Origin of the sequence: Shinella sp., from assembly GCF_035998705.1 — a bacterium.
In the GTDB taxonomy this organism is placed as follows: domain Bacteria; phylum Pseudomonadota; class Alphaproteobacteria; order Rhizobiales; family Rhizobiaceae; genus Shinella.
Genome location: NZ_DASYHH010000016.1, coordinates 133,090 through 150,342, shown reverse-complemented (window position 1 = coordinate 150,342; position 17,253 = coordinate 133,090). Strand labels below are relative to the sequence as shown.

Genomic DNA, 17,253 nt, shown 5'->3' with positions numbered 1-17,253 from the left:
CCGACGATGTCGATCGGCAGCGCGCCGATCTTCCAGCGGTAGAGCAGGTCGTTCAGGCAATGGCCGAAGCGCGACACCATGAGCAGCACCTTCATGCGCTCGTCGCTGTCGTTGAAGCGGTACGTCATCGCGAATTTCTTGGCGACCGGGGCGAAGCCGGACTTGATCTCCTCCTCCGACACGCCTTCCTGGCTGAGGAAGGTCAGGCGCATGAAGAACAGGCCCGTCACAAGGTCGTCGAACTGCGAGGAGTCCGAGATGTAACACCCCTTCTCGGCGAGGTAGCCGGTGATCGCGGCGACGATGCCGCGGGTCGATTGGCAGGATACGGTCAGGACGTGGCTTTTCATCGGTTGTTTTCTCATGGATGGCGGTTCTGCGCCTCAGGCGGGGCGTGCCGAGCGCGCCAGTGCCTTGAAGGCCATTTCACGCGTGAGCATGCCCGTCGCCGCGCCGCCCTCCGTCACGACGATGGCGTCGTGCGCGGCGAGCAGCGGGAAGCACTGGCCGATGGCGGCACCGGCATCGACGGACGCCACCGAGATCGCCTCGCCGGACGCGCCGCGCGCGAGAAGGCGCGGCGCGGCGCCATTGGTGACCACGACGCCCGGATGCTCCCGCAACAGCGCAGCCGACCGTTCCGGGGTCGCCTCGGCGACCGTCAGGACCGGGACCTTCGCATAGGCCTCATGGGCATACATCGCCCGCGACAGGTCGACTTTCCGCACGAAGCGCTCGACATACCCGTCGGCCGGGCGGAACAGGATGTCCTCGCCCGCGCCGACCTGGCGCAACTCTCCATCCTTGAGGATGGCGATGCGGTCGCCGAGATGCAGCGCCTCGTCGAGATCATGGGTAATGAAGATGATCGTCTTTTTCAGCCGCGCCTGGATGTCCTTCAGCTGCTCCTGCATGTCGCTCTTGATGAGAGGGTCGAGCGCGCTGAAGGCCTCGTCCATCAAGAGAACGTCCGCCTTGGTCGCCAGCGCCCGGGCAAGGCCGACGCGCTGCTGCATGCCGCCCGAAAGCTGCCGCGGGAAGCGGTTCTCGAAGCCCTTGAGCCCGACGAGTTCCAGTTGTTCCATGCCGAGCGCCACCGCCTCGCGGCGGTTCACGCCTTGCAGGATCGGCCCGCAGATCGTGTTTTCCAGCACTGTCTGGTGCGGCAGCAGGCCGAAGCGCTGGAACACCATGGAAATGCCGTTGCGGCGGAAGGCCAGGAGTTCCTTCGCATTCATCTCCATGATGTTGCGACCATCGACAAGGATGCGGCCGGCGGTGGGCTCGATCAGCCGGTTGAAATGGCGGATCAGGGTCGATTTTCCCGAGCCCGACAGGCCCATGATGACGAAGGTCTCGCCGGTGCGGATCGAGAAGTCGATGTCCTTGAGGCCCACGACACAGCCGGTTTTCTGCAGCACCTCGGTCTTCTGCGCCCCGGCGCGAAGCTCGGCGATCGCATCGTCCGGGCGGTCGCCGAAAATCTTGTAGACCTTGTCGACCTGGATTTTCACGTCGGAAGCGGTCACGGCCTCACTCTCCGCTGGCAAGATGTTTCTGGGCGCGCCGGCCATAGGACTGGGCGATGCGGTCGAAGATCACGGCGAGGAAGACGATGGCGATGCCGGCGATGAGGCCGCGGCTCACTTCCAGCCGCTGGATGCCCTGCAACACCTGGTAACCGAGGCCACCCGCACCGATCATCGAGGCGATGACCACCATGGAGAGCGCCATCATCGTCGTCTGGTTGATGCCGGCCATGATCGTCGGCAATGCGAGCGGGATCTGCACCTTGAAAAGCTTTTGCCGCGGCGTCGCGCCGAAAGCGACGATCGCCTCGACCACTTCGCTATCGACCTGGCGGATGCCGAGATCGGTGAGCCGGATGACCGGCGGAATGGCGAAGAACACGGTGGCGAGGATGGCCGGGATCTTTCCCGGGCCGAACAGCATGACGAAGGGGATGAGATAGACGAAGATCGGCAGCGTCTGCATGATGTCGAGCAACGGCAGCGCCATCGAGCGCAGCCGGTCCGAGCGCGCCATGGCGATGCCGAGCGGAATGCCGACCGCGACGGCCACCACGGTTGCGGCGAGCATGAGCGCGATCGTCGCCATGGCGTCGTTCCACAGGCCCAGTGCGCCGATGAAGACAAGCATGACAGCAGCACCTGCGGTCGCCTTCAGGCTCCGCGATGCGGAATAGGTCAGGGCGGCGATGACGGCGATCGTCACATACCAGGGCAGCCATTGCAGGAAGGTTTCCATGGCGCCGAGCAGCTTGAGCAGCGGCATCAGCAGTTGCTCGAACGCGTCGCCGTAATTCGCCACGACCCAGCTGAAACCGTCGTCGATAGCGAAGCGGAGACCGCGGGTATCAAAAAATTCGGGGAAATTGTTTGCCACGGCACAAGCCTTTCAGGATGGTCTCTCGCCGGCTATTACGCGGCGCGAACACCGGCAAAAGCGTTTTGCCAAGGCCGGCGCAACCAGAGGATTGCGCCGGCCTCGCGAGGCAGACCTCAAAGCGAGGCCTTGACCTTCTCGGCGACATCGGCTGGCACCCACTTTGTCCAGATCGCTTCATAGTTCTTGAAGAAATGGGTCGCGACCTCTTCCGGCGAGGCCTTGTTGTCGTCGCCCCAGGCCAGCACGTCGCTGATCTCGGCATTCGGTACCTGCATCTTCGACAGGAACGCGGCGACATCGGGTGCCTTTTCCTTGAGGCTCGTGGTCGCGGCCACGGCGACTTCGCCGACCGCCCAGCCGGTCAATTCCGGCTTCTCGCACTTGGCATCGGTGAGGCAGGTGAACTTGGCCGCGTCATAGGCCGGCATGTCGAGCACCTTGAGCTTGTACTTGCCGATCACCTCGGTCGGGCCCCAGTACCAGCCGATGAACGGCTTCTTGCGCGAGACCTGCCGGGCGATGGTGGCCTTCAGGTTCGCGCCGGAACCGGTCGGATAGATCTCGTAGGTCTCTTCGAGGCCGAGCGCCTTGACGAGGTTGTTGGTGATGATCTCGCAGCCCCAGCCGGGCGGGCAGGCATAGAAGCGGCCCTTGCCGGTCGCCGACGCATCCTCGAACACCTGCCAATTGTCCTTCAGGTCGCTGACGGAACGGATTTCGGGATGCGCTTCGGCGACATAGTCCGGGATCCACCAGCCCTCCTGGCCGCCGCTGGCAAAAATGTCGCCCGCCTTGTAGACGGTGCCCTTCGCCAGCATCTGGTCCCAGGTCGATTTGACGGTGGAGACCCAGAGTTCCGGGGCGATGTCCGGCTCGCCCTTGGCCAGCATGGAGGAGGCGGTCGGCACCGTGTCGCCGGGCACGATCTGGACGTTGCAGCCATAACCTTCGGCAAGGATCGCTTTGGTCACATAGGCGAGCGTGCCGGCGGAAAGCCAGGTCATTTCGGCAACAGTGATGGGGTCGGTCGTGCCGCATTCCGCAGCCTGAACGGCGTTGCCGCCGAAAACCATGCAGGACAGGCAAACGCCCGCAAGAATGGATGTCTTGATCTTCATGTCCGTTCCCTTTGTTGTGGTTGTCGTGATCTTGGCGGCTACGATGTCGAAAGCGGTCACTTTTATCAAACCGAAATAACTGATCCGGATTTCAGAAAAACTTTAGCGGGAGAGCGCTTCGATCCGCTCGATCAGCGCCGGATCGGCAGGAACGCCGTCGCGCTCGGTGCGCTGGCGTGCCGCCTGCCGGCGGCCACCCGGAAGACGCGCGCCCTCTTGCGAGGTGATGGCGCCAAGGAGGTTTGCAACCTGTTGCGAAAAGCCTGCGGAGAAGGCCGAGGGGTCGAAGGCAATGAAACATTGGCCGGTTTTTGGCGGACCGCCCGCCGTGCCGGAAAACGGGCTCGCATCCTTGCTGAGGACTGCGCCCGACAGGCAGGAGGCGAGGATTTCGACCAGAAGCCCGGCACCAAAGCCCTTGTGACCGCCGGCGGGCAGCATGGACCCTTTGAGTGCCGCGGCCGGGTCCAGTGTCGGCGCGCCCTCCGCATCCAATGCCCAGCCGGGCTCGATGGGCCTGCCCTCGCGTGAACGCAGAAGGATTTCCGATTTCGCCACCACACTTGCCGACTGGTCGAGCACGAGTGCTGCCCCGCCCATGTCACCCGGAACGCCCAGCGCGAAAGGATTGGTGCCGATGACCGGCACGCGCCCGCCGGGCGGGGCGATGGAGGCCGGCGCGTGGGTGGTGCAGAGGCCCAGCAAGCCGGCTTCGGCGATGCGCTCGGCGTGATGGCCGAGCACGCCGCAATTGTAGGAGTTGAACACCGTCATCACGGCGACGCCATTTTCACGCGTTGCGGCGATGAACCGCTCCCAGCCGGAATCGATTGCCGGATGGGCGAAGCCGGTCGCCGCATCGACGACGACCGCGCCGGGACGCGGCTGCGACACGACAGGCCGCGCCATGCCATCGACTTTGCCGCAGCGTATATGCTCCGCATAGATCGGCACATAGTGCAGGCCGTGGCTGCGGATGCCGTCGCGCTCCGCCAGCATCGTCGATCGGGCGACGGCGGTGGCATTGGCCTCGCTGGCGCCCGCGGCCACCAAGGCGCGCAGGCACAGGTGCTCGATCGCGGCGAGCGTCATCATCCGGTCCGTCATGAAAACATCCTCAATCGTTGTCGGTGGTACCAGCGCCGGCGCCCCGGGCGCGCGACAGGTCCGAAGCCGGCACATAGGTCCTGGCTGCCAGGCCGAGCGCTGCCGCGTAGGCCACGGCATCGGTTGCCATCGGTCGCAGTGATCCGGAGCAGACGGGCGCGTCATCGTCAGGCAGGAGACGCAAGATCTTCATGGCGGACAGCAGGCCGCCGGCATCGCTTACCCGGGCGAGCGGCACGACATCGCCATCGACCTGCTGCACGGCGAGGTTCAGCCCCGTGTGCACCGCTGCAGCGCCGGCAAGGCCGATCAGCAAGAGGCCGTAGTTCCGATCCCGAAGCAGGACTTGCTCGGTCTCTCCGCAGCACAGTGTATCGATGGCCGCCTGATCACGGAGAATTGTCTGTCTGCCTCGCTCATCGTCGCCAAGAGCATCGACGACGGTCCGGACGGCATCGACGCCGCGCGCCGAGAGCCAGGCGGCTGCATGACCGATATCGTCCGCGGCACCATGGGGCAGGCCCGCGCCGCTGGCCGCCTTGCGGGTCACCGACTGCACCTCGTTATAGGAGAGAAGGATCGTCGTCATGGCAGCACCGGAAGCCAGCAATCGTCGGTTTCGCCGGCCGCGATCTCGCCGGCCGTCGGCGCACCCTGGAAGAGCGTGATGCGGGTCCAGCGATCCGATCGCGGGTCGAACTTCGACGCGCCGAAGAAGGCGAGCTTGCAGCGCAGCATATCGATCGGCAGGCAGCGATCCGAAAGCAGGTTGTCGCGTATTTCCGCATAGGGCGCGGCGGCCGTCGTCTGGATGCGGCGAACCATGTGACGGTGTTGCGGGAAATGCGCGAGGAAGGCGGCGACGGTCTGCTCTCCTGGTGCGTCCGAGAGATCGGCGGCGAGCCGTTGCACTTGCCGGGCGATATCGAGTGGCAATTCCAGATCCGCGCCGGGTTCAGTGGCGCGGCGGCCGAGGCGAGGTTCCAGCTTCTCTTCCGAGACGTACCAGAACTGGGCGGTTTCGGCCGGAGCGTCGAAGGCGATGGCCATGGCCCAGCCATAGTGGCCATGCAGGAGCCCGCGGAGGGCTGCGACCCGCATGCCCGGTTCAAGCGCGCCTTCCCGCACGGCTGCCATGCCGTCCGCAAGGTCGTCGTTCTCCGCGCCCGCCATTTCGATGGCGAGTGCGGCCAGCAACTCCTGGAAATCCACCGACAGGGATTGCGAGCGGTCGAGCAGGGAAGCGACCGGGAGCGATTTCGCCAGCAGCCGTACAGGATCGATCCAGCCTTCGGCTTCGGTCCATTCCCGACGCAGTCGCAGGATGCGTGCCATCAAAGCATCGTCCTCGACCGACCATTGATCGAGATGCAGCGCCGCCTGCCGCCAGAGATCGGCGAGCCGGTTCAGCGTCGCCGCATCCAGATACGGCTTCGCCCGCACCCGCGCCAAGGCGGTCTCGCGGGCAAGGACCCAATTGTTCAGAAGCACCGGATGGTTCGCCAGGAACGGCGCCATGCCAAGGCCGGTGGAATTGCCGACACCGATATGGCGACGTAGCTCCGGCGCCAGCGGCACGAAGGTTTTTGGCGCACGCTGCCGGGCCACGTGTTCGACCAGGTCGTGGGAGAATTCGCGGATCAGCCAGACGGTCAGCATTTCCGCCTGGAAAGGGCCGTCGAGCCCCTCGCGCTCCGCCAGCACGAAACGATCCGCAATGCCGAACTTGCCGTTGCCGTAGACGGCGGTCGTGCGCAGCAGGTAGCCGACCGCGCCGAGGCGCTGGCGATCCGGCTGGCGGCCGTGGGCGAGGCTGTCGGCAACATGCTCGAAGAAACGCACGGACTTGTTGGCGCGACTCAGCACCAGGTCACGCGGGCCGAAACGTCCCGCCTCCTGCCGCGGCGCATTCGCCCGCAGCCGGTCGATCTCGGCGGCGTCGGGAATGCCGTCATAGAGCACATAGCTCGTATCCCAGGCTTCCGCGATCACGCGGTCGGAACGCTGGTCGTCGGCAAGCGGGCAGGAGAAGGCAACGAGACTGTAGTCATGCCCGCCGAGCGTGAGCGTATAGACCGCATGGCCAAAACCCGCATCGTCAATATTCCAGACCGGGCGGCGTACCATGGCGCCGCTTGCGGCAAGGCGGCGGATCAGGCTGCGCAGGAAGCTGAGCCGCGTCGGGAAGGAGGCGCCCATCCGTCGCAAGCGCATGACGACATCCGGCGAACGCAGCGCCGGCGCCGGTCCTGTCGTAAGGTCGAGCGTCCGGCTGGTCATGGCATCGGCCCGAAGGACGCGTTGTAGAACCGCAGCCAGTTGCCGCCCATGATGCCGCCGACCTCCTCTTCGGAAAAGCCGATATTGCGCAGGCCGTGGCGAAGGTTACCGAGGTCCGCATTGCTGTTGAACCACTGCGGCTGCCGGGGAAAGCCCGCCGCTGCCGCCGATCCTTCGCCGTAATCCGTCGTCTTCGACCAGCGGCCGTTGCGCATCCAGGTCACCACCGAATCCGGCTGGTCCTGGCACAGGTCGCTGCCGATGCCGACATGCTCGACGCCGTAGCGTGACGCCGTCTGCGCGACCATGGCGCAAAAGCTTTCCAGCGTGCAGTTCGACCCGTCCTTCAGATGATGCGGGTAAAGCGAAAGTCCGAGCATGCCGCCCGAGCCCGCCAGCGCCTTCAAGACCGTATCGGATTTGTTGCGCAGCGCCGGATGCCACGAATGCGGATTGGCGTGGGTGATGGCGATCGGCCGGGTGGAAATCTCTATTGCCTCCAGCGTGGAGCGTTCGGCGGAATGGCTCATGTCGATAACCATGCCGACCCGGTTCATCTCGGCGATGGCTTGGCGGCCGAAACGGGTAATGCCGGGATCTTCCCCCTCGTAGCAGCCGGTGGCAAGCAATGACTGGTTGTTGTAGGAAAGCTGCATGAAACGCACGCCGAGCATGTGGCACACCTCGATCAGCCCGATGTCATCCTCGATCGGCGACGGGTTCTGCAGGCCGAAGAAGATGGCCGTGCGCCCTTCCCGCATGGCGCGCTCGATATCGCTGCCGGAGCGGCCGGGGAAGATGAGATCGGGATGACGCTCGAAATGACGGTTCCAGGCGATGATGTTGGCCACTGTCTCGCGAAAATTCTCGTGGTAAGCGATGGTCGCATGGACGGCGTGCACGCCGCCCACCCGCATCTCGCTGAAGACATTCGGGCTCCAGTTGGCATATTGCAGGCAGTCGACGAGGGGGCTGGCGATCTTTGCATCCATGACCTTACTCCGGCTCCCCCGCCCGGATATAGGCGGTCTTGACCTGGGTGTAGAACTCGGCCGCCGACCGGCCCTGCTCGCGCGAGCCGAAACTCGAATCCTTCCGCCCACCGAAGGGCACATGATAGTCCGTTCCCGCCGTCGGCAGGTTGACGGTGACGCAGCCGGTCTCGACGTTGCGCCGGAAATGGGTGGCGCGGGCAAGCGAGCGGGTGAAGATGCCGGCGACGAGGCCGAAGCGGGTGTCATTGACGACGGAAAGCCCCTCCTCGTAGGAACCGATCTTCTGCACCGCGGCAATGGGCGCAAACGTTTCCTCCCGGTTGAAATCCATCGAATTGGTCGTGCCGGTCAGGAGTGCGGGCTTCATGTAGAAACCGTCATGGGCGAGTTGCAGGCGCTCGCCGCCGATGGCGACTTCGGCACCGGCAGAGCGGGCGCGGTCCACCCACGCCAGGTTCGCCGCAAGCTGGCGTTCGCTCACCACCGGCCCGACCTGCGTGCCGGCCGCGAGCGCATGCCCCACGTTCAGCACGGCAACGGCAGCGGCAAGCTTCTCGACGAAGACGTCGTGGACCGTCTCATGCACGACGAGCCGCGAGGAGGCCGTGCATTTCTGCCCCGTGCCGGAATAGCCGCCGCCAATGGAGGCTGCGACGGCGAGATCGAGATCGGCGTCATCCATGATAAGCAGCGCGTTCTTCGAGCCGAGTTCCAGCTGGAATTTCGTGAGGTTTGCGGCGGCCGCGACTGCGACCTGGCAGCCGACCTCATAGGAACCCGTGAAGGTAATCGCATCGACGCCGCGGTGGCTGGCGAGCCCGTTGCCGACGACGGCGCCCGGCCCCATCAAAAGCTGGAACGCCCCGCCGGGCAGGCCGGCGCGGTGGATGATGTCGGCAAGGGCCCAGGCTGAGGCCGGCGTCTCGTTGGCCGGCTTCCAGATGACCGCATTGCCATAAGCGAGGGCGGGCGCAATCTTCCAGCTGGCGGTCGCGGTCGGGAAATTCCAGGGTGAGACGACGGCGACAAGCCCCATCGGCTCACGGCGCATGTCGATCTCGATGCCGGGACGCACCGAATCCGCGTTCTCGCCGAGCTGCCGTAGCACCTCGGCCGCATAATAGGTGAAGAACTGGCCGGCGCGGAACACTTCGCCGCGGCCTTCCGCCAGCGGCTTGCCCTCTTCGCGCGACAGCAGTTCGCCAAGCTCGGCGGAACGATCCATCAGCTCCGTGCCGATGCGATGGAGGATCGCCTGGCGCTGTTCGAGACCCGTCGCGCGCCAGGCCGGCATCGCGGCACGGCCGGCAGCGACGGCTTCGTCGATATCCGCGGCATCGGCTTGCGCATAGAGGCCGATCAGATCGGTGACATCCGACGGATTGCGATTCTCATGGAAGCGCTCGCCCTGCCTCCATTTGCCGCCGATCAGGTTGGCGTAGCGTTCTGCCATTTGCGGTCTCCATTGCGTTCGAACGAAAAATCCTTCAGCGGCGCGCTTCAATCAAGCAGATATTTCTGTTATTAATTTCAGAAGAATTGAAGTAAGCGCCATGATCAAGCTGGAAGCGTTGCGGGTCTTCGTCACGGTGGCGGAGAGCGGGAACATCAAGGATGCGGCCGATGCCGTCGGCCGCACGGCCTCCGCCGTGTCGATGACGCTCAAGCAGCTGGAAGAGGAGATCGGCGGGCCGCTGTTCCAGACCGACCGTAAGAACAGCCTGACGGCGCTCGGCAACCTCATGCTCGATCTCGGCCGCGAACAGATCCGCAGTTTCGACAAGTCCGTCAGCATCATGCGCGCCTTCGCGCACAGCCGCATCGGCAGCCTGTCCATCGCCTCCGTGCCATCGGTGGCGACGAACGTGCTGCCGCCGATCCTGCAACGGTTTCTCCAAACCCGGCCGCAGGTGCAGGTGGAACTGTTCGACATCGACAGCGCGCAGGTCCGCCGCATGGTGGAAAGCGGGGTCGCCGACATCGGCATTGCCGGCGAAAGCCGCGCCGGCGGCGCGGTGGAGTTCACGCCGCTCTTTTCCGACCGCTTCAAGCTGCTCTGCGGGCAAGAGCACGATCTGTGCCGTCTTGAGCGGCCCGTCGAATGGAGCGACCTCAATGCGGCGACGCTGATCCGCAACGGCGCTTCCGACCGGATCGAGGCGGAGGATTACAAGCAGTTGGCGGGCCAATCGCTGATCACCGTCTACAACGTCACGTCGCTGGTCGCGCTGGTGAAGGCAGGGCTCGGCCTCACCATTCTGCCGTCGCTGACCATGCATGGTGCGCACGAGGGCGTGGCGGTGCTGGAACTCGCCGATGCGGCGGCAAGCCGCCGGGTGGGGCTGGTCGAGCGGCGCGACGTTCCGCCCTCGCCCGTCGCTGCCGCCTTCCGCGCGTTTGCGCTCAAGGAAATTCCGGCGCTGGTCGCCGAGCGGCTCGGACGCTAGAGTATGTCTTTTCGGAAAAACCGGTTCCCACTTTTCCCTGAGGCCGCAACATTGGCTGGGACATCGTCAGCTGGCTGAACAGCCGCTTTTCACGGCTGCGGGTGATGACGCACTCGACGGCAACGAGTCTGGCTTGTAATCGGGTCGCAGTTTACGGCCCTTGACCCAACAGGCCATCCGCGATCCTTTTTTGGTCCGAGGTCACATCGGGCGTGCTACCATGAGCCTTATGGATGCCGCCTCAGCACGAGGTGACAAGGGGTGGCATTTTGCTGTGCCGACAGCCCATTTGAGGTCCGCGGCGTTCGTTCACTCAAGTGTCTTCAAGTACGCGATGAGGTCCTTCCGCTCGTCCGGCTTGGGTATCCGGATCGTCATCGTGGTGCCGCGCACCAGTTTCGACGGCGCTTCCAGATAGGCATCAAGGCTGGCCTCGTCCCAGACGATGTTGGATTCCGCCAGCGCCTTGGAATAGCGGGCGCCTTCCGCCGCTCCGGCCTTACGGCCCGCGACGCCCTGCAGGGTGGGTGCGCTCTTTCTGCTGCCGTCCACGGAATGGCATGCGCTGCAGCGGGCAAACAGCTTCTCGCCGTTGACCGCATCACCGTCCGCTGCGGCGAACCCGGGACAGAGCGTCCAGAAGACCAGCGCAAGAATTGGGGCAACCTGAATTCTGTACATGGCGGAATTGTCCTTTCGGAAGTCGTAGAGCATCTTTGATACGTAACCACCGGAAAAAATCGGCGTTAGCCCGATCGTGCAATATTCTTGCCCGATCCTCTGGCGATCAAAGAAATGTGATAAGACATTTAGAGGGCGGCTCGATAGGTGAGCGGCTCAAGGAGAGGTATCCATGGACGGCCCAGCCATCGAGAAAGAAACGATACGCGGCGTCATCGCGCCCATCCGGCAGCGCATCATCGATCGCTTATCGACGCTTGCGTGGGACGGAACGACCTATCAACACCCCGTTCCGGATCTCGATCTCTATCGCGTCGTCGAACCGCTCGGTCCCGCTTGCATCGTGTACGAGCCAAGTGTGTCGCTGATCATCAAGGGCAGCAAGCAGATGCATGTCGGCGGCCAGACGATGGTTTACGACGAATCCAGCTTCTTCCTCATTTCCATCGGCTTGCCGCTGACCGGACAGGTCTGTGCGGCAAGTTGCGACAAGCCTTACGTGGCGGCACGTCTGCGGCTTGACCTCGAAAAGGCGCGACGCATTATTGCCGATCACGATCTGGCCATATCGAACATGCCGCGACACGATCTGGGCGTGGCCATCGGCACCGCGACGCCGGAACTCTTCGACGCCTTGTTCAGGCTGATTTCCCTCGCCGATGCGCCGGGTGATCTGCCTTTTCTGGCCGGCCACATCCATAACGAGATCCTCTACAGGTTGCTCAAGAGCGATCAGGGCGGCCAGTTGCGCCGCGTTGCGCTCGCCGGCAGCAACGGCCATCGTGTTGCCAGGGCGATCGCCTGGCTCCGCGAGAACTACACGCGACCGCTGCGCATGGACGAACTGGCGGAGACGGCCAATATGGGCGTGTCAACACTCCACCATCACTTCCGCGCCATGACCGCGATGAGCCCGCTGCAATTCCAGAAGCATCTGCGGCTCTACCATGCGCGGGAGCTGATGCTGGCGCAATCTATCGACGCCGCTACCGCTGCACTTAGTGTCGGCTACGAAAGCCCCACCCAGTTCAGCCGAGAATACCGTCGCATGTTCGGCCATCCCCCTCTGCGCGACATCAAGTCCATTCTCAACGCCGGCGAGACACCACGGCGGAATGCCGTCGGCTGACCGCGATCGGCGGCATATTCTGCAGACTTAAGACGATCAGGCAAGAATTCAGCAGGATCGTGCCTACCGATGCCTCGTGACGTCCCCTAAGATGAAGAAGCAGTTCAGTGTCCGGAGGGAGCGTGTGATCCGGCGTGCCCGCGCCACGTCATGCGTGCCTCACGCACACTACATCGAAGGGAGAAAACCATGGTGACTGTAACCATAAACGGCACCCAGCACACGGTCGAGGCAGAGGCCGATATGCCGCTGCTCTGGGTCATCCGCGACCTCGTCGGCCTGACCGGCACCAAGTTCGGCTGCGGCATGGCTCAATGCGGCGCCTGCACGGTCTTCGTCGATGGCGTTCCGGTACGGTCCTGCCAGACCTTCGTCGGCGACATCGAAGGCCAGGCCGTGACCACAATCGAAGGTCTCGACGGCAAGGTCGCAAAAACGGTGCAGACCGTCTGGGCCGACATGGACGTGCCGCAGTGCGGTTACTGCCAGTCCGGCCAGATCATGTCCGCGACAGACCTGCTGACGAGCAATCCGAAGCCGACCGACGACGACATCGACGCTGCCATGTCCGGTAATCTCTGTCGGTGCGCCACCTATCATCGGATTAGAGCGGGTATTCACGAAGCTGCCAAGCGCCTGGAGGCCTGAGCCATGATTCCCAAATTGATGCAATCGATCCTCATGCCCGTCGTCCGGCGCCAGGCCTCGCGCCGGCAGTTCCTGCTCGGCGCCATCGCCACCGGCACCGGCCTCGCCGTCGGCTTCCGCATGCTCGGCGCCGCGTCTGCCGCAGCCAGCGAAACCGTCGGCGAAGAGCCCCACGCCTTCTCGCCCTACCTGACCATCGATTCAAACGGCAAGGTCACCGTACTCTCCTCCCAGTTCGAAATGGGACAGGGGTCCTACCATGGGCTTGCCACCCTGGTTGCCGAGGAACTCGAGGCGGATTTCTCCACCATCGAGGTTCAGGGCGTCGCCGGCAATGTCCAGGCCTACGGCAATATAGCGTTCGGCGGCGCGATCCAGGGCACCGGCGGATCGACATCCATGATGACGTCGTGGGATCGCTACCGCAATGCCGGCGCTGCGGCACGCAGCATGCTCGTCGCTGCCGCGGCGGCGGAATGGAGCGTCCCGACGGCGGAAATTTCCGTCGAGCGCGGCATTCTCAAGCACGCATCCGGCAAGCAGGGCGGCTTCGGCGACTTCGCCGCAAAGGCGGCAACCATGCCGGTGCCATCGGAGGTGATCCTCAAGCAGCCTTCCGACTGGACGCTGATCGGCAATGCCACCCTCAAGCGTTATGACAGCGCCCGCAAGACCAATGGCACCGAGCAATACACGATCGACGTCAAATTGCCCGGCATGCTGACAGCCGTCATGATCCATCCGCCGCTGTTCGGCGGCAAGGTGAAGTCGTTCGACGCGACGGAGGCGAAAAAACTGCCGGGCGTCGTCGACGTGGTGGAGATTCCGCGCGGCATCGCCGTTGTCGGCGTGCATATGTGGGCTGCGCTCAAGGGGCGCGACGCCGTGACGGTCGAGTGGGACGAGAGCGGCGCGGAAAAGCGCAGCAGCAAAGAACTGGCAGAAACGTACCGCAATCTGGCAGCAAAGCCTCCGCAGGCGATCGCCAGCAAGGAGGGCGATGCCGATGCGGCATTCGCCGATGCGGCGAAGGTTCTCGAAGCCAGTTTCGAGTTCCCCTATCTCGCTCACGCGGCCCTCGAGCCGCTGAATGCCGTGGCCCGCAAGAACGCGGACGGCACGCTCGAAATCTGGGGCGGACACCAGTTCCCGGATGTCTATCAGGCGCTCACCGCCGGCATCGCCGAGATAGCGCCCGACAAAGTACACCTGCATGTCATGAAAACGGGCGGCAGCTTCGGCCGGCGCGCCGTATTCGATGGCGATGTGGTGGTCGAGGCCGTGTATATCGCCAAGGCGCTCGGCTTCCGTGCTCCGGTCAAGGTGCAATGGACCCGGGAAGACGACATGCGCGCCGGGCGCTATCGCCCCGCCTACGTGCACACCGTCAAGGCAGGCCTCGACGAGAGCGGCAAGCTCGTCGCCTGGAGCAACCACGTCGTGGGACAGTCCATCGTGTCGGGCACGATGATGGAAGGCATGGTTCAGAACGGCGTCGATCCGACCTCGGTGGAAGGGGCTGTGCATCTACCCTATGCCATCCCCAACAAGACGGTCGGCCTGACCACCACGCAGACCGGCGTTCCGCCCCTCTGGTGGCGTTCGGTGGGCTCCACGCACACGGCATTCGTCGTCGAAGTGTTCATGGACGAGGTTGCGGAGGCAGCCGGCCGTGACCCGATCGACTACCGCCTGTCGATGATGGAGCCGGGTTCGCGCCACGCCACGATCCTGAAAATGGCGGCCGAGAAGGCAGGCTGGGACAAGCCGGCGGCGGAAGGCCGGTTCCGGGGCGTATCCGTTGCCGAAAGCTTCGGCTCGGTGGTTGCGCAGATCGCCGAGGTCTCGCTGGACGGTAGCGGCGGCATCAAGGTAGAGCGTGTCGTGGCCGCCGTCGATTGCGGACTGGCGATCAATCCCAACCAGATCCGCGCACAGGTGGAGGGCGGCATCGGCTTCGGTCTCGGCGCCATCCTCGGCGAGGAGATCACCCTCACCGAGGGCCGGGTGGATCAGGGCAACTACGATCTCTACACGCCGCTGAGGATCGACGCGATGCCCGAGGTCGAGGTCCACATCCTCGCCTCGGCCAATCCGCCTTCGGGTATCGGCGAACCCGGCGTTCCGCCCATCGGCCCCGCCGTGGCCAATGCAGCCTACAAGGCACTCGGCAGGCGCATCCGCATCATGCCGTTCGCCAAATCGCTCGGCGCCTGATGCCATCCTCCCCGGCCAGCTTGTCTTGCCGGGGAGAATGCGGGTTGAAACGGCGGCGCTGGGCTCGTGGCAAGAATCTGTTTGGTCCCGCAATTCTCCCGTCTTGCGATCGCTGGGCGCACAGGCACACGAAGGCTTGGGCCTGTGCCCAGTTCATCTCTCAAAGCGGTCCGTTCAGTCCTGCCTCCTCGAAGGAGCATCGCAGTTTTGCGGTGTCGCCGGAGGTCACGATCGCCGCGACATACCCGTCGGGCCGAATGAGCACCCATTCGCCCAATGCAAGTCCGTAGGCGTCACGGAAGTGGCCATCCTCGTCTTCCAGTTCGCATCCGCCACCGATCCGGTGGATGTGAAGGCCTTCGTGGCCTTTAACGACATCACCCGCCGCCTCATAACCGATCAGGGTCCAGTGCGGTCCTGTGAACAGATCGAAGAGACGGCGGGCGGATCCTGCCGCACCCCGCACCGGCGCATCGGGCGCGCGATCTCCTGCGAGGAGATTTCCGTGGCGTCCGGGTGGATTGAAAGCCAATGACGATCCTCGATATCCGATATCCAGTTGGCGCACCTCTCGGCCCCGCTGCATTCCTCCTCGTTTTGCTGCCTCGAGCAAATCCGTCGCGAGCCCCAGCATCGCTTCCGCGACGGGGCGCCGCTCTTCCTCGTAGCTGTCGAGCAATCGGTTCGGGGCACCAGCAAGCACCGCCGCCAGCTTCCATCCAAGATTGTAGGCATCCTGCACACTGGTATTGAGGCCCTGGCCACCCGTCGGCGGATGAATGTGGGCAGCGTCGCCGACAAGAAACGCCCGCCCAATCCGGTAGCGCTCTGCAAGGCGAGCATTCGTCGAGTAGGCAGATGCCCAGGACACCGACAGCACCTGAATGTCACTGCGGCCGGTCCGTTCGGTGATCATTTGTTGCAGCGCTTGAGCGGACCGGTCCACCTCGCCCTCCGGCGGGATCGGCGCCTGGATCTGGAACAGGTCGGTTCCTGCGAGCGGGCAAATCGAGACCATTCGCTGCATGTCACCGCTGTTGAACTGATGCCAGGCCTGACGGTCAAGCCCAGTCAGCGAAACATCCGCTACCAGCGCACGTACACCAAGTGTTTTTCCAGGAAAATCCACGCCAAGCGAGCCTCGTACGAAGCTTCGGCCGCCGTCTGCTCCAATCAGGTACCGGCAGCGCACGACCTCTTCACCGGATTGCCCGGCCAGCCGGGCGGTGACACATTCCTCGTCCTGCTCGAAGGCAACAAGCTCAAGTCCGAACTCGACGTGATGGCCGAGCTCGCTGAGCCGCTCACGCATTATCTTCTCCGTGAAGAATTGCGGCACCATCAGCGCGATCTGATAGGGCTCAGCGGGTGTGGGATCGGCTCGCACGCCCATATCCTTTTCCACAAAGGTGCCGTCATCCAGATACATGCGCATCCGCGGATAGATGCCGCCTGCCGCAACGATCCGATCGATGATCCCCAGATCCTCGAAGACTTCCTGTGTTCTCGGCTGGATACCCTTGCCGCGAGAGCCCGCAAATGGCTGGTTCCTTTTCTCGACCAGGCGGAACGCCACGCCACGCCTCGCCAGGTCGATGGCCAGCGTAAGACCCGCAGCGCCCGCGCCGCAGATCAAAACGTCGATCATGTTATCAGCTTTCATTGTCGCCTCCAATGTGTATGATACACATATCATCAGGAGGCGTGGCCATGTCAACAACAAAAGTGCAAAATGCACATATCTTGAAATCACTACCCGAGTTGCATCGTGCGCTCATGGATATTGCCGGCCTCATGAACCGTCCGGAACGGGACGCGCAATTGCTGGAACTGGCAGGGCTGACGCTGGAGCGCGCCCTGTTTCCGCTTCTCGTCGGCATAGAGCGACGCGGACCGATCGGAGTTGTCGAACTCGCCGATGGTGTAGGGCGGGACTACACGACCGTCAGTCGCCAGGTGGCACGTCTCGAGCAACTCGGCCTCGTCGAGCGCCGCTCCCTTCCGACCGACAAGAGGGTGCGTGAAGCGGTCATTACGGCGAAAGGAAAGGCTGCGACGGACGCTCTCGACAGAGCGCGAGAAAAGATGGCTTTATCTCTCCTGAAGGACTGGACGCGTGAAGATTTCGACGAGCTGCTTCGCCTCATGCGGATGTTCGCCGACAGCATCGGCGCCACGCCTGCTCCGGAAGACTAGGAGCGACGCCGCTTCAGCCTGCGGAT

The 17,253-nt window shown here is 63.9% G+C and carries 15 protein-coding genes and 1 pseudogene; 5 read left to right on the top strand and 11 right to left on the bottom strand.

All coding sequences use genetic code 11. The features are described from left to right. The 9 genes and pseudogenes from purU to VGN93_RS13130 form a co-directional block, all read right to left on the bottom strand. Positions 1-350: pseudogene (gene purU, locus VGN93_RS13170) on the bottom strand (formyltetrahydrofolate deformylase); the annotation flags it as partial. Positions 351-383: 33 nt separating this feature from the next. Next, on the bottom strand, positions 384-1,529 hold the full coding sequence (locus VGN93_RS13165; protein ID WP_327507849.1) for a betaine/proline/choline family ABC transporter ATP-binding protein: 1,146 nt from the start codon (positions 1,527-1,529) through the stop codon (positions 384-386). 4 nt (positions 1,530-1,533) lie between these two features. After that, the gene (locus tag VGN93_RS13160; protein WP_319315342.1) at positions 1,534-2,406 is read right to left on the bottom strand and encodes a proline/glycine betaine ABC transporter permease; all 873 of its coding nucleotides are present in this window, start codon (positions 2,404-2,406) and stop codon (positions 1,534-1,536) included. A gap of 116 nt (positions 2,407-2,522) precedes the next feature. Next, the gene (locus VGN93_RS13155) at positions 2,523-3,527 is read right to left on the bottom strand and encodes a glycine betaine ABC transporter substrate-binding protein (protein WP_319315339.1); all 1,005 of its coding nucleotides are present in this window, start codon (positions 3,525-3,527) and stop codon (positions 2,523-2,525) included. 102 nt (positions 3,528-3,629) lie between these two features. Continuing rightward, positions 3,630-4,634, bottom strand: a complete 1,005-nt coding sequence (locus VGN93_RS13150; RefSeq protein ID WP_327507848.1) for an Ldh family oxidoreductase — start codon at positions 4,632-4,634, stop codon at positions 3,630-3,632. A gap of 10 nt (positions 4,635-4,644) precedes the next feature. Next, complete coding sequence (locus VGN93_RS13145) at positions 4,645-5,223, bottom strand: DUF3726 domain-containing protein (RefSeq protein WP_327507847.1); 579 nt, start codon at positions 5,221-5,223, stop codon at positions 4,645-4,647. Then, positions 5,220-6,914 (bottom strand): hypothetical protein, encoded by a 1,695-nt coding sequence (locus VGN93_RS13140; protein WP_327507846.1) that lies wholly within the window; start codon positions 6,912-6,914, stop codon positions 5,220-5,222. The genes VGN93_RS13145 and VGN93_RS13140 overlap by 4 nt, the downstream gene beginning before the upstream one ends. Continuing rightward, the gene (locus VGN93_RS13135; RefSeq protein ID WP_319315328.1) at positions 6,911-7,906 is read right to left on the bottom strand and encodes a membrane dipeptidase; all 996 of its coding nucleotides are present in this window, start codon (positions 7,904-7,906) and stop codon (positions 6,911-6,913) included. Before VGN93_RS13135 ends, VGN93_RS13140 begins: the two co-directional genes overlap by 4 nt. Before the next feature lie 4 nt (positions 7,907-7,910). Next, on the bottom strand, positions 7,911-9,362 hold the full coding sequence (locus VGN93_RS13130) for an aldehyde dehydrogenase family protein (RefSeq protein ID WP_327507845.1): 1,452 nt from the start codon (positions 9,360-9,362) through the stop codon (positions 7,911-7,913). A 100-nt stretch (positions 9,363-9,462) separates the two neighbouring features. Between VGN93_RS13130 and VGN93_RS13125 the strand changes: the two genes are divergently transcribed. Further along, entirely contained in the window at positions 9,463-10,356 is an 894-nt protein-coding gene (locus VGN93_RS13125) for a LysR family transcriptional regulator (protein ID WP_327507844.1), read from the top strand. A gap of 309 nt (positions 10,357-10,665) precedes the next feature. Here the strand turns inward: VGN93_RS13125 and VGN93_RS13120 are convergent, their stop codons facing one another. Next, on the bottom strand, positions 10,666-11,037 hold the full coding sequence (locus VGN93_RS13120) for a cytochrome c family protein (protein WP_327507843.1): 372 nt from the start codon (positions 11,035-11,037) through the stop codon (positions 10,666-10,668). 172 nt (positions 11,038-11,209) lie between these two features. Between VGN93_RS13120 and VGN93_RS13115 the strand changes: the two genes are divergently transcribed. The 3 genes from VGN93_RS13115 to VGN93_RS13105 all read left to right on the top strand — a co-directional run bounded on the left by VGN93_RS13115 (position 11,210) and on the right by VGN93_RS13105 (position 15,031). After that, positions 11,210-12,166 (top strand): AraC family transcriptional regulator, encoded by a 957-nt coding sequence (locus tag VGN93_RS13115; RefSeq protein ID WP_327507842.1) that lies wholly within the window; start codon positions 11,210-11,212, stop codon positions 12,164-12,166. Positions 12,167-12,355: 189 nt separating this feature from the next. Continuing rightward, positions 12,356-12,814 (top strand): (2Fe-2S)-binding protein, encoded by a 459-nt coding sequence (locus VGN93_RS13110; RefSeq protein ID WP_327507841.1) that lies wholly within the window; start codon positions 12,356-12,358, stop codon positions 12,812-12,814. A 3-nt stretch (positions 12,815-12,817) separates the two neighbouring features. Then, a complete protein-coding gene (locus VGN93_RS13105) occupies positions 12,818-15,031 on the top strand; it encodes a xanthine dehydrogenase family protein molybdopterin-binding subunit (RefSeq protein ID WP_327507840.1) in 2,214 nt (737 codons plus the stop codon). 160 nt (positions 15,032-15,191) lie between these two features. Here the strand turns inward: VGN93_RS13105 and VGN93_RS13100 are convergent, their stop codons facing one another. Beyond that, positions 15,192-16,694 carry an FAD-dependent oxidoreductase gene (locus VGN93_RS13100; RefSeq protein WP_327507839.1) on the bottom strand — a complete coding sequence of 501 codons (1,503 nt, stop codon included), beginning with the start codon at positions 16,692-16,694 and terminating at the stop codon, positions 15,192-15,194. A 47-nt stretch (positions 16,695-16,741) separates the two neighbouring features. Here VGN93_RS13100 and VGN93_RS13095 point away from each other — a divergent pair, with 47 nt between their 5' ends. Continuing rightward, on the top strand, positions 16,742-17,227 hold the full coding sequence (locus tag VGN93_RS13095; protein WP_327507838.1) for a MarR family winged helix-turn-helix transcriptional regulator: 486 nt from the start codon (positions 16,742-16,744) through the stop codon (positions 17,225-17,227). Positions 17,228-17,253: the final 26 nt, after the last annotated feature.